Here is a 13,474-nt window from a genome sequence, read left to right on the forward strand (position 1 = left end):
AACGTCCAATAAATATGTTGCGACAACACAGCATCGCGCAATAACTGCGCAAAATGATCCTCACGATCCAAACACACAGCGTGAAAACCGGCTGGTTCTCCTCAACTGGGATGCCAGAATGCTCTCAGGCGGCATCGGCAGGCAAGACGAGATCAGCAAGTGTGCCTGGCTCTCCGGGCAGCAGACGATCGGGCACATCCTGTCCGTCAGACAAGTAGCTCAGTTGCAGGTTCACCTTCATTGCGGTGTTGATGAGCACACCAAAGTTCACCGCCTCATCGAGTTTGGTAAAGACGATCCGATCCGGAAGCAGCGGCGCAAAACAATCTGCAGCATACGACAGCGCAGACTGGCTCGCGGTTGCTGAGAGAACAAGATGGATCTCGTCAGGCTGTGCTGCATCAAGCATCGCGCCGAGCTCCTCAATCTTGCCAGTATCCTGTGGGGCACGCCCCGCTGTATCGATAATGATCACATCACACGACGAAAGTCTTTCGCAGGCATCACGAACATCGCTCGGGGTCTGCGCGACAATCAGCGGCACGCCAATGATGTCGGCGTATGTGCGAAGCTGATCAACCGCCGCGATGCGATACGTATCGATCGTGACAAGTCCAACACGCTGTTTCTCGCGGAGTGTCAGCGTTGCCGCGAGTTTCGCGATTGTGGTTGTTTTGCCGACACCGGTTGGTCCTACGAAAGCGAGCACGCGAGATGCTCTGTGCTGACGCCTGATGTGACTATCAACATTGGAAGCTGTCGGCACCAGTGAGACAAGCTGCTCTCGAACTGCACGATGGATCAACTCCAGATTATGCCGTTGCGTGGATGGAACTGTTGCAACAGCCCGCTGGATCACCTCATGCGCGATATCTTCCGCGACCTCAGACTCAATCAACTTCAGATAGTGCTTTGCCACAACATCATCGCTACGAGAGAATGCGATTTCTGCAGTTTGTCTTGCCGACCTCTCCCGATTTGCCGCAACAAGAGATGCAAGGACGGATCGGATGGATCTCAGTTCCTCGTTCACGTCGGATTGCGGGTGTTCACGTCGATTCGGTCCCGGTACTCTTCCTGTGTTTGTACTTGGTTGTCTGTGTGGATTTTCAGGTTCGGGGTTTGGAATCTGCTTTGTTCGTACCGATCTCGGCGAGTACAGCCCGAGGTCACCCTCTACTTCAGACACATTCCTGCGCTCATCTTTGGTTGTTGTCTGCGTAACAGATGTCGCTGCCTTCATTGGCTTGGGTTGACTTGTTGCTTGCTGGCGTTTGGCCTCCTTGGCCATGCGTACAAGCTCTTCCTTTGTGTTGTTTGTTGCAGTTATCTCGACTGTCGGCTTCGCAGCGATGCCCATCAACCCTTGCTTTTTTACAGTACGTGTGTGCAGAATTATGGCTCCGTCGCCCAGTTCCTGCTTGATCATCTGGAGCGCTTCGTTTGTTGTGTGTGCTCTGAACGTCTTGATAGCCATGGTGCAGTCCGTTGCGTGATAACACAGAGTGAGTTTTCAACCAATCGATGTATCGGTCCTCCGGCAAAAAATGCCGAAATCTCGGGCAACTCTGACTCGTCGACATGCTCAGATCCCACGAACGCGCAAGTTATGCCGCTTTCTGCTTCTTCTGCCCCACTGCAACCTCGGGCACCCCGGACCCCATGTCAACTGAGATCAGTTTCTTCGTTTCAAGCTGCACACTTGTGTCTATTTCGTTGTATCCGAGCACCACGATGCCCTGGACTCGTGAAGCCATCAACTGTCGTACTACCGCACGGACGGCAGGGGACGTCACAACGATAGCATGATGCCCCGCACCAACCAACGGCTTCAATCCATCGGCGATTGCACCAGCGATCCTCGTTGCTGTCGGTGCTGGCATCGAAATATTCGTCCCAGCGCTGGTCCGCTCAATGTAACTGGCAATGACATCCTCAAGCGCGGGATCAAGGGTAACGCATGCAATCTGCAGTGTCCCGTCCTCGTGGTTCTCTGTCGCGTATTGGCGCGAGATCGTTCGACGGAGCGAGTTGCGGACGTATTCTGTCAGCACATCGACATCCTTCGTTCTGGATGACCAGTCGGCCATGGTCTCGACAATCATCTCAAGATCGCGGATCGAAACGTGTTCATCAAGCAATCGCTGAAGGACACGATGCAGATCTGATGCGCTGACTTTCTCAGGGATTGCATCCTCAACAAGCTTCGGTGCCTTTGCTTTGAGCCCCTCAATGAGATTGCCCACCTCTTCACGCGTGATGAGTTCAGACGCGTGCTTCTTCACCACCTCGGTCAGATGTGTCGCAAGGACACTGGTCGGATCGACGACGGTGTAGTCGAGCGACTCGGCACGCGCACGATCGCGATCCTCGATCCACCACGCGTCGAGACCGAACGCGGGTTCCTTGGTTTTCTCTCCCTCGATCTTTCCGGAAGCCATACCAGAGTCCATCGCAAGGAACTTGTCGTTGCGAAGCTCAGCTCCTGCTACGGTGTTCCCGCGAATGTTGATGCGATACGCATCGGTCCCAAGCTGCATGTTGTCACGGATGCGGATTGGCGGCATGACAAACCCGTACTCCTGCGCGAGCTGGCGACGGATCGCATCGATTCGCGAAAGCAGCGTCCCACCAGCCTTCACATCAACAAGCCCGATCAGACCATACCCAACTTCAAGCTCGAGCGTGTCGACCTTGAGCAGTGATTCGATGGGTGCGGGTAGAGGAGCGGCATCCTGCGCTTCTTCAACCTTGGTCTCAACCTCGTGTGCAATCTTCCGGTTGCGCTTCGAGATTGACCATGCTGCAAAGAACATGGCTGCGCTCATTGCAAGCAGCGGAACCGTCGGCAGCGGCGAGAGTGAGAGCAAACCGAGAAATGCCCCGGTGATCGCAAGCCCTTTCGGCTGGCTGATAAGCTGATCAGCCATCGCGTCGGAGAGTTGCGATCTGGAACTTGAGCGTGTGACGATCAGCGCGGCGGCGATTGAGATGATAAACGATGGAATCTGACTGGTCAGGCCATCGCCGATCGTCAGACGCGTGAACACTTCGGCGGTCTGTCCAGCGGGCCAACCCCGTTCGATCGCACCAACCGCAAACCCGCCGAGCACATTCACAGCAGTAATGATTATGCCTGCGATGGCATCGCCACGAACAAACTTGGATGCACCATCCATTGCGCCGAAGAAGTCCGCTTCCTGACGGATTTCCTCACGACGACGGCGTGCCTCGTTTTCATCGATCAAACCGGCGTTCAAGTCGGAATCGATCGCCATCTGTTTGCCGGGCATTGCGTCGAGTGTGAATCGTGCTGCAACCTCGCTGATGCGCGTCGCACCTTTCGTAATCACGACAAACTGCACCACAAGCAGAATGAGAAAGATGACAATACCAACAAACAGCGACTGGCCAGCAACAAACGTGCTGAACGACTGGATCACATGACCGGCAGCGAACATTGCGCCGTCCGGTGTTGATGCGTCCGTCGAGAGAATCAATCGGGTCGAAGCAATATTCAGGACAAGCCGGAGCAGTGTTGTTGCAAGCAACAGCGACGGGAACACGCTGAACTCGAGCGCACGTTCCATGTGGATTGTGGTGAGCAGCATGACAACAGCAAGGCTGATATTGACACTAATCAAAATGTCCATCAGCCAGGTGGGAAGCGGCACAAGAATCACCGCAAGCAGCAGGATGAATCCGATCGGCACAAACAACCCGCGATACTCGCTGAGTTTATTCAGCCAGCCGGGCAGTTTTACGCTCTGTCGCTGTGTTTGTGCAGGTTTCTTTGCCATCCGTCCTCACGACTCCTGTTTCGGTGTTTATCGCCTCATGCCGCAGTTGCGGTCTTCCTGTCAAGCCTGTACACGTAGGCAAGAATCTCCGCAACAGCCTCGTAATGTTCCTCGTGGATCTCCTCACCAACCTCAATTGAGTGGTACAGCGCGCGCGCAAGCGGCGGACGCTCAACAATCGGAACACCGGTTGCCATAGCGACATGACGGATACGCCATGCGAGCAGATCTGCGCCCTTTGCTGTAACACGGGGCGCATGCATTGTCGCGCGGTCGTACTTCAGCGCAACGGAGAAGTGCGTTGGATTCGTGACGATAACGTCCGCGTTCGGAACTTCCTGCTGGATTCGCTGGAGCGCAATCTCTCGCGCCATGCGCTGCCGCCGGGCCTTCACATCGGGATCACCTTCCATTGACCTCCGCTCGTCTCGAACCTCCTGCTTTGTCATGCGAAGATCGCGACTGTGCTGCCATCGCTGGAACAGATAATCAGCAATACCAAGCACGAACAGCAGTACAAGAATCCATGCAACCAGCTCCAGAATCAATACACCAGTTGCATACATACCTGAAAGCAGTTCGAGCGCGGGCAAACCGGCGATTTTTCGGTACCGCGCAAAGAAGAACAGCGTTGTTACTCCTGCAACCGCGACGAGCTTTGCAACACCAGCCGCTCCCTTTACAACACCCCGCAATCCGAAGATCCGCTGAAATCCCTTAATCGGGCTGAGCTTGTCGAGCTTTGGTTCGAGTGGTTTCCCTGTAATGATCAGCCCCACCTGCAACACTTGGCTGAGATACGCCCCAAGCGCCATAAGCCCCATGAATGGAAGTGCAATGATCGCGGCTCGCGCTCCTGTCCATGATGATTCCGTTCGCACCAGTTCTGTGAGTTTGCCTTGATCAGCGGTTGGAATATCAAGGAGTCGACGCGTCACCAGGCTGAGTTCAGCCATCGCGTGCTTGCCAAATACGATCACCGCGACCGTCGCGAGAATGAGCGCAATCGCACCACCAAGATCCTGACTACGCGCAATCTGTCCCTTCTTGCGCGCATCCGAGAGCTTGTGTGCTGTTGGATCTTCTGTACGTTCGCCCATATCCTCAGCCATGTGCGCCTCCCGTCTGCACTATGGCAACCGACTCCCCTAGTCCCGCTATCCAGTCGCTCACGGCGTCAAGACCACGGGTGATCTCATCCATCGCGATCTTCTCCACAACCACAATCGAGATCGCGAGAATACCTGCGCCGAGCACCACCTTGATCGCAAAGCCCACCGTCATGACATTCAGCTGCGGTACCGTTTTTCCGAGCATGCCAATCGCCAGCATCACCAGGAGCGCAACAGCTGTCACCGGTGCTGCGACACGAAGCGCCAGTTCAAATCCTGACCCCAGCACTGTGACGACGGTTGCGAGTGGCAACTCGGTCAGCTTGAATCCACCAACCGGCACGTACGCGAATGTGCGCACAAGCCCCATGAGCAGCATGTCAAGCCCGCCTATCAACAGAAACATAGCAATACCCGACAAAAACAGCATCTGTCCGAACGGATCACTCTCGGATCCCAGTTCAGGGTTATACGAACGTGCGACAGACAAACCCATCTGGTACCCAGCTGTTAAACCAGCGAGTTCGAGAGCTGACAACACCAGCATCATGATTAGTCCCATGGACGCGCCAATCAGTAGCTCTGATACAGCAATGACCAGCAGCCCTGGCAGGTCACGGGCGAGTTCCATATCGACAGTCAGCACGACACCCGGATAGACCGCTGCTGCAAGCATCACAACCAGCATCGCGCGAGCACGCACCGGGATCGTGATGCTGGCAAACACCGGCGTTGTGATCGCAAGACCCGACAGACGGATCAGCACGAACAGAAACGGCATCGCTGCTGCAAGAATGGGATCGATAGACGGCACGAGCTTGAGTGTCTCCTGTTTACATCAGTTGGAAGAGTTCTGCTGCAAACCGCATCCACTGGCTCGCAATCCATGGCACGAGCATTGCTGTTACTGCGATCATCGCGATAATCTTGGGAACAAAGCTGAGTGTCTGATCCTGGATAGATGTAATAGATTGCAGAATACTGATAACCAAACCAACAAAGACACCGGCGATCAGGATCGGAGCGACAATCTTAACCGACACTATCAGTGTGTCTCGAACAATGTGTATCACTGTGTCATCAATCACGTCTGCCTCCAATCAACTACACAAATCGTGCAATCGCAATATCTCTGATATGGCTTGCAACAGCGTGGGCCGTCACTGCAACGTGAGAGCCGATATCATGCACCATCGGCTGTACAGCACTTGTGTATGTCGCAGTTGCATCCGTTGCAAAGCTTGTCAGCAACGAACCAACAAGCAGTTGCCACCCGTCGACCATGACGAACAACAACAGCTTGAACGGAAGGCTGATCAACACCGGCGGGAGCATCATCATGCCCATCGAGATGAGAATCGCTGAAATCACAATATCGATCACAAGGAACGGCAGATAGATGCGAAATCCCATCAGAAATGCCGTCTTGAGTTCGCTCAGCATGAACGCAGGAATGAGTGCTGTTGTTGGCACATCAGCGCGCGTCATCGACGTTGGATCGGACGTGTCGATCCCACGGTAGTTGAGCATCATGTACAAGCTGGACCAGTTGCCGGTCGCTTCGATCTGATCGAACATAAAGTCTCGCACAGGCGCGGAACTACGAACCCACAGTTCATCATACGACTGGATAGTTCCATCCCTGTAGGGTACCACTGCCTCGGTGTTGATACGGTCGATTGTCGGCCCCATCACCAGCGCAGTCATGAAGAGCGCAAGCGCAAGCAGCACTTGCGGCGGTGGCAGCGACTGCGTTCCCATCGCTTGGCGCAGGAGTGAGAGCACGATCAGCATGCGCACGAAGCTTGTCGTCATCAACAAGATGGATGGTGCGAGCGTGATCACTGTGAGCAACAGAACAACACTCACCGCAGAGGAGAAACCAGAGGCCTTTGCTTCTGTGCCTTCCACCTGCGTACTTGAGCCATCGCTCCCATTCTGGCCGGTAACCAAACTCGAGGCATTTGCAAGAATCTGCAACGGGTTTGTTGAGGAGAACGGCGCAAGATCCGGAGCAGTTGATGCGGGCTGTGAGGTTCCGGTATCCTGCAATGGGCCGACTATGCTCTGTGCATTCGTTTCACACACGCACAAAGCCAACGTACAAAAAGCAACTGCAACACGAAACGCTGCTCGAACTGCCGCACCTGGGTTTGATCTGAGAGAAGTCATCATGCCTGCTTCTGCGCGGTAAGCCACGAACGGATGGAATGCGACACCGAACCGGACATTGATCCCAGCTTTGCACGAAGTGCATTAGCCTGATCGTGCAGTCCCCCCATCTGTTGAGGCTGGGACTCGATTGCCTGCATCACAGGTATACCGAAAGACGAGTTCTCAACCTCAATGTTGTCTGTGACGTATTGTGATTGCTGATCTCCTGCAAATGCATTATCAAGCGTCTGATTGAACGCTACCCTGGATGAGTGCGCGTTCGCGTTGTTTGCAGCCTTTATGATCGCTGCAACCTCATCGGGATCGGTCAGCTCGGCGAGCGTTGCAAAGCCCCCTGACACTGATTTGCCGGAGATTGTCTGTGAAAGCAGAAGCACTCTGGAGTGGACACGCATCAGCACGAGTTGCTGTTTGCGCCCAACCGGATATCTGCCAAGCACTTCGAGCAAGCCGCTTGGCGCATTCCCTCCAGCCCCAAGTTTCGACGCTATTCCGCCGGATTTTCTGGAGATCGCTTTGAGGGCAGTGGCAAGGCACACCATCGCTGCGATAACAATCGCAAGAGAGAAGACCGTTTTTACCACACCTGTGGAGCTACCCGACGTACCAAGCGGCTGGGCCTGCTGGGAAGACGAGTGATCGATCGGCACACCGAGCGTCTTCGAGCCAGAATCGATATGGGATCTAGTTGTCTGATCGCGGCTGCTCTGCCCCCAAGTTGGTCGTACCGCCCAAACAAAGGAGCATATCACCAACATACAAAGCAAAGTTGATCGCAGATGAAATGTTGAGCGAACTGTTTGCATGAGCCCTCCTGGCTCGCGAACGGCGGATCCTCCACCGGTATCAACATGTGCAAGTTACGCCGCCAAAAACTCGTTTGTGGCATCATCAAGTTCGATGATCTCATTGATACGCACACAGAAGTTGTCGTTCAACACGAGCACCTCGCCACGTGCAACATGGCGTTCATTCACAAAAACATCGACAGGATCCCCAGCGAGTTTGTCGAGTTCGACCACCGCGCCGGGCGTCATCTTGAGCACCTCATCCAGTTGCATTCTGGTTCGACCGAGTTCGATTGTCACGTGCAGGTTCACATCAGACAGAATGTCCATTCCCTGAGGTACTGCAACACCTGATGACATACCGAAATCGGGCAGGTCAAAGGGTGAAGCACCACTCACATCTGGACCTGATGACGACGGAATATCCGGCTCTGATGACGGAGTGTCATCTGAAAAACCGCCAAAGTCTCCAAGCGAGAGACCGGCTATCGCGGCCTTCGCTGCAGCAAGTGCTGCGTTCTCCGTCTCGTCGTGCTCATCAACCTGTTCAGACTCTCCAGCCTCGGGCTCGATTTCTTCGCTTGCATTGGGTGTTTCATCGGCGGCCGAAGAGACGGGTTCCTCAGGCGACCCGGCATCTACGTTGTCGTCCATTGGAGTTTCGTTGTGTTCCTGCTCATCAGCCACAGACACCCCCTGCTACAACGGGTACCAACTTGTGTGCATCGCTGTGCACTTCCGAGTCAGTTTTCGGTTGTCAGGGGCGTTCTCACTGATTCTGCGCAAGAAACAGTGTGCGTGGCGTCATATTGCGCATTTTGTGCGCAGAAGATGCGCATGTCACCTTGCTTAGTTCAGTACGGTTCCCATACAACGGGCGATGATGATCTGTTCTACACGGCGATTATCATCGCCGTCAATCTCAAACAGTTCGTCGCTGAGGGCAAGAAGCTGGCGGCGCAATGTGCGAAGATCGGGCTCTCGCAACTGGCTCACCTGTGTGGTTCGAATGATCTGGCCAACCCGGTCCCGGATTTCGTTCTTTCGAGCTTCGAGTCGCTTCTCGATAAACTCCTTGTTTTCTTCCCGTATCTTTAGGTAGATTTCAACCTCAAAGCGATAGGTTCTGCCTTCCGTGCTGTTGTTGAACTTGTCCTCGATCAACAATAACTCGGCCATATTTTCGTCGGGCTGCAGCGCGCTTGTATTCGCAAAGGCGTCTTTGGGCCCCTTGCTGGTCATAGCAACGAATACAAAGATTCCAGCCCCCTCCATGATCATGAGAATCGCAATAATCGCGACCAGCATGACCGGGGATTTCTTCTTCACGTCCGATGAAGTTGACTCACTTTGATTTGCTTCTTCTTCAGCCATGTGCAGTTGTTCCTCTTCGTCGATACTGCATCGGCTTGATGCGCATATAACTGAACAGGACTATCGGTTTGAGCCCGAGAAGTGGTAATCGGGACTGCGTTCTTCTGCAGTAACCTCGGTCTCCATGACAACTACACGCCGGTTGTTTGCTGTCTCAGGTCCACGAAGGGCCTGGGGCTCTGTATCGCCAAAGCTCTGCACAGCAAGCGTGCGAGGGTCAACCCCGCATTCATTGACCAGATAATCACGAACGGCGAGAGCCCGCTTGAATGAGAGTGTCATAGCATCCATGCCGCTGGCAAGATCCTCGGTGCCGTAGGCGTGGCCTCGTATTTCGAATCGATTCGTCTTGCCCTTGATCTTCGGAGCAATCTGTGTTTGAAGCATTCTTTGCGCGGTCGCATCAATCTCAACCGAACCCGGGGCAAAGAGCATCGCTCCCCCAACGATAAACCGTTTCCCTTCGTCGATCACCTGCGTCTTTCTCTTCATACCCTCGGTATTGTTATCAACCGAGTTTTGTGATTGTGAAGTCTGTGGACTTGACTGCATCAAGGTATCGAGCACACTCGGAATTGAGTTCTCTGGCAGATCATCGGACGGGGAGTTCCCAAGACCATTCTGATACCCGAATGCTTCCTTGATCGCGTCCACAACCTTCTCGTATTCCTCGGGTTTCTTGAGCTCACTGAACGCGGCAAGCAGAATGAAGAAGCACAACAGCAGCGACATCATGTCGCCGTAGGTTAACACCCACTCGGGGATAGGCGGTGCCTGCGGTCCCTCTTTCTTCTTTGCCATATCAGGCTGCCTCTTTGTCTGCTGACTCGCGGAGCGAGGGCGGCAGGAACGTGAGGAGTTTGCTCTGCACAACGCGTGGGTTGTCACCGGACTGGATCGACATCACACCGGTCATGATAATTGTCTTGAACAACACCTCTTCAGATGCGCGAGCAGCCAGCTTTTCAGCAAGCGGCCCGGTGATCATGTTTGCGATCATTGCACCGTACAACGTCGTAATCAGAGCGACGGCCATACCCGGGCCGATCGCGGATGGATCGTCCATGTTGTTGAGCATCATGATCAGACCCATGAGGGTACCAATCATGCCGAATGCAGGCGCAAGACGCCCCATCGTGTCGAGCATGTACTTGCCCGACGAATGACGGTCCATCATTGCTTCGATCTCGGTTTCCATGATGGTCTTGATGAGATCTGGATCTGTCCCGTCAACAGCCATTTTGATGCCGCGAACAATGAACGGATCGTTCATGTTGGCGACATGATTTTCGAGACTGAGAATACCTTCCCGACGCGCGATCTCGGCGTACTTCACAAGGTCTGCAATGATCGACTTCGGATCGGGAGACGACCAGAACAATGCCTTCATGGCAACTGCATGCACTTTCAGAATCCTCGCAAGTGGAAAACATGCAAGAACAGCACCAGCAGTACCACCAATGACGACCATAATCGACATTGGATCAATCATTGATCCCAACTGGCCAGCCAGCAGGGCACTCGCGCACACCGCGACGACCGCAACCACAAGCCCGATGATGGTTCCTATATCCACGCGGTATCTCCTGCTGCAAACACACCATGTGCAGCATTCCACGCGAGGTCATCGGTCCGTCTACACCGTCTCTTCAGCCTGTCCGCTTTGTACTGGGCGCAGTTCATGCGCTCCATCCGTTACAGGCAGCACAATCAGAACCCAATACATTGTTACACTACCACACGATGGTCGAATCGCGAGAGCGGCAGCGGCGTTGGTTCACCATCGACAATCTCTGCGATCAGAGCCTGCGCGCATCGTGCAGCAAGTCCCATACCGTGGCCGTTGAACCCCGCGCACACCCAGGTGCGTCTCTCGTGATCGACCGGCCCCATCACTGGGAGGCCATCCGGCGTAAATGCCATGATACCAGACCATCGTGCAACAACATCTGGTTCAGTAAGTCCAAGTGTTCGTGTGAGGAGTCGATGCAGGTCCGATTGCAACGGCCCCGTTGTCTGGTCAAGTGAAGTCTGCTCGTCCCGCTCGTGCTCCTTGCGACATCCACCAACAAGCACGAGACCGTCCGGCCCACATCTGATGTAATCGGCACCGCCACGCAGGTAATAACTGAAATCAAGCGAGATCTCTGGTGCTTTGATTGCGAGCATCTGCGCACGATTCGGCTCGATAGGGATATGTCTGTTGAGAATCGAACCGGAAGCCCACGCGTTTGTGCAGTGCACAACCTGCGAGCACTGCACATGCAATCCCTCGGCACGAACTTCCATGTGCCTGTCTGTTCGGACAATGTCATACACCTCGGCATTCTCAAGAATGCGGCCTTTGAGATGTGACGCAACCGTATCAACCACCATGCGAGAGTTGCAGCGCGCATCGTTGGGATTCACAAGCATTCCACGCACGAGACCTGATCGCCAGAGCGCATCACTCCCGGACTCAACCCATCCAACATCAAATCCGTCATCCTGAAGCATTTGACGGGATTGGACTAGATCATGAAGTTCTCTATCAGTCTGCGCAACCAGAGCTGACGGTACATTTTCTATGGCATCGCCTGTGACCCTCTGACGAAGGATCGTGAGATTCTCCTCTGTCCAGCGCCACATTGTGCGAGCCAGATCGTGACCATACTCCCGCACCGCAGCAACATACGAATCCGCAGTGCCCCGCATGAGGTACCCCGCGTTCCGAGTGCTTGCGCCGCATCCGATACTTCCTCGGTCGATGACGATGACAGACAATCCACGCAACTCAAGCTCGATTGCAACAGACAAACCGCAGATGCCCGCGCCAATCACCGCAACATCGCATTGCAGTGTTTCCTTTGGTTTTCTGCGATTCCAGATACTAACTGTCATACGCATATCCTCGGCTTAAGCTTCCATTGTGAATACGAATCACTCGCGACATGATCGTATCGCGATCGCGATGTCGTTCACATTCGTGCCTGTCGAACCGCAACGGATCAGGCAATCATGCTTGTCCAGCAGCGAATAGGAATCGTGAGATGCGATCGTTTGGTTCAGTCCTTGATCTGATGTGATGCTGCTCGCACAATCTCGATCGATGACAGCACCTGCAGCATCGGTCGGGCCATCAATACCGTCGGTTGCAAATACGATACATGCACCATCTGTTCTTCCCGTCCACGTCGATGCAACGTGCAATGCCGCTTCCTGGCATCGACCGCCCCTCCCGGTTGCTCCCTGTGTGTCGACCGTCGTTTCGCCTCCCCAGATTGCACACTCGTACTTTGTTGTGTGACTTTTGCAACCTTCGAGAAGCCAGCGCCCGATCGATTCGCCCCACGCTGACGCACTGCCAGTTACACCCGCTTCAACATCGCACACAAGGAATCCTGCATCAGCAAGGAAGGATATCGCAGCTTCGATCGCGTCGTTGTTGCTCGCGATGATGTGTGAAGAGACGCGTTCAAACCATACGGGACTTTGGTCAGATATCTCTTTCATCGTTTCGATGCGATTCCTCACTCGAGCCGAGGCATCGGTCTGGATCCTCCTCAGAATCATCATCGCGTCGTCGATCGCTGTTGTATCTGGCGCGAACGGCCCTGATGCGATTGCCGGCACGTCGTTTCCAATGACATCGGACACAATCAGCACAACCAAGCGCTCGATCGATTGATTCTGATGCGCAAGTGCAGCCAGCTTGCCACCTTTGAGTTGTTCGCAGTGCTTCCGTACCGTGTTGATTTCCTCAATAGAACACCCTGCAGCGAGAAGTTCTCGTGTGATCTGCTGGAGATCATCGAGTGTGACACCATCGATCGGCAGTGCAAGATGTGCCGAGCCGCCACCCGAGATCAGCACGAGCAGCGTGTGCGCATCGCAACTCACATCTGACACGAACGCTCTCACGTACTTCGAAGCTTCGACGTTTCTTTGTGTTGGCAATGGATGATCGGCCGGAAAAACCGTGACACGAGGATCAACCTGTTCTCCAGATGCGTGCTCGGGCGGCATGAGCACGACGGCACTCTGCAAACGAGTCCCAAGCACTTCAGATGCAGCCTGCATCATGCGTGCTGACGCTTTTCCAAATGAAACAACGCGCACAGATGAGTCTGAAACGTGCAATCTGATCGCATCCGCAGTTCGCTGATACGGGTCCATCGATTCGATCACGTGCTGACGAGCACGCTCAAGCAAAACTGTAAGATCATCGTTTCTGCCTGGCATCGCA

The 13,474-nt window shown here is 54.2% G+C and carries 13 protein-coding genes; all 13 read right to left on the reverse strand.

The features are described 5' to 3' along the window. Nucleotides 1-124: 124 nt before the first annotated feature. Entirely contained in the window at nt 125-1,477 is a 1,353-nt protein-coding gene (flhF, locus tag H6815_14600) for a flagellar biosynthesis protein FlhF (GenBank protein MCB9861670.1), read from the reverse strand. A gap of 130 nt (nt 1,478-1,607) precedes the next feature. After that, nucleotides 1,608-3,800, reverse strand: a complete 2,193-nt coding sequence (gene flhA, locus H6815_14605) for a flagellar biosynthesis protein FlhA (GenBank protein MCB9861671.1) — start codon at nt 3,798-3,800, stop codon at nt 1,608-1,610. A 35-nt stretch (nt 3,801-3,835) separates the two neighbouring features. After that, complete coding sequence (gene flhB / locus H6815_14610; protein MCB9861672.1) at nt 3,836-4,912, reverse strand: flagellar biosynthesis protein FlhB; 1,077 nt, start codon at nt 4,910-4,912, stop codon at nt 3,836-3,838. Continuing rightward, nucleotides 4,905-5,726 carry a flagellar biosynthetic protein FliR gene (locus H6815_14615; GenBank protein ID MCB9861673.1) on the reverse strand — a complete coding sequence of 274 codons (822 nt, stop codon included), beginning with the start codon at nt 5,724-5,726 and terminating at the stop codon, nt 4,905-4,907. Before H6815_14615 ends, flhB begins: the two co-directional genes overlap by 8 nt. A gap of 19 nt (nt 5,727-5,745) precedes the next feature. Next, a complete protein-coding gene (locus H6815_14620; GenBank protein MCB9861674.1) occupies nt 5,746-6,000 on the reverse strand; it encodes a flagellar biosynthetic protein FliQ in 255 nt (84 codons plus the stop codon). A gap of 16 nt (nt 6,001-6,016) precedes the next feature. Next, nucleotides 6,017-7,084 (reverse strand): flagellar type III secretion system pore protein FliP, encoded by a 1,068-nt coding sequence (gene fliP, locus H6815_14625; GenBank protein ID MCB9861675.1) that lies wholly within the window; start codon nt 7,082-7,084, stop codon nt 6,017-6,019. After that, complete coding sequence (locus tag H6815_14630) at nt 7,084-7,737, reverse strand: flagellar biosynthetic protein FliO (GenBank protein ID MCB9861676.1); 654 nt, start codon at nt 7,735-7,737, stop codon at nt 7,084-7,086. Before H6815_14630 ends, fliP begins: the two co-directional genes overlap by 1 nt. 210 nt (nt 7,738-7,947) lie before the next feature. Continuing rightward, the gene (fliN, locus tag H6815_14635; GenBank protein MCB9861677.1) at nt 7,948-8,235 is read right to left on the reverse strand and encodes a flagellar motor switch protein FliN; all 288 of its coding nucleotides are present in this window, start codon (nt 8,233-8,235) and stop codon (nt 7,948-7,950) included. A gap of 489 nt (nt 8,236-8,724) precedes the next feature. Continuing rightward, a complete protein-coding gene (locus H6815_14640) occupies nt 8,725-9,249 on the reverse strand; it encodes a hypothetical protein (protein MCB9861678.1) in 525 nt (174 codons plus the stop codon). A 60-nt stretch (nt 9,250-9,309) separates the two neighbouring features. Next, the gene (locus H6815_14645) at nt 9,310-10,050 is read right to left on the reverse strand and encodes an OmpA family protein (protein ID MCB9861679.1); all 741 of its coding nucleotides are present in this window, start codon (nt 10,048-10,050) and stop codon (nt 9,310-9,312) included. A gap of 1 nt (nt 10,051) precedes the next feature. Beyond that, nucleotides 10,052-10,825, reverse strand: coding sequence for a MotA/TolQ/ExbB proton channel family protein (locus tag H6815_14650; protein ID MCB9861680.1), 774 nt, complete (start codon nt 10,823-10,825; stop codon nt 10,052-10,054). A gap of 152 nt (nt 10,826-10,977) precedes the next feature. Continuing rightward, entirely contained in the window at nt 10,978-12,129 is a 1,152-nt protein-coding gene (locus tag H6815_14655) for an FAD-binding oxidoreductase (GenBank protein MCB9861681.1), read from the reverse strand. A gap of 39 nt (nt 12,130-12,168) precedes the next feature. Beyond that, entirely contained in the window at nt 12,169-13,470 is a 1,302-nt protein-coding gene (locus tag H6815_14660; protein MCB9861682.1) for a DUF4147 domain-containing protein, read from the reverse strand. Nucleotides 13,471-13,474 lie beyond the last annotated feature (4 nt).

This window comes from Phycisphaeraceae bacterium (assembly GCA_020639155.1).
Classification (GTDB): Bacteria; Planctomycetota; Phycisphaerae; order Phycisphaerales; family UBA1924; genus JACKHF01.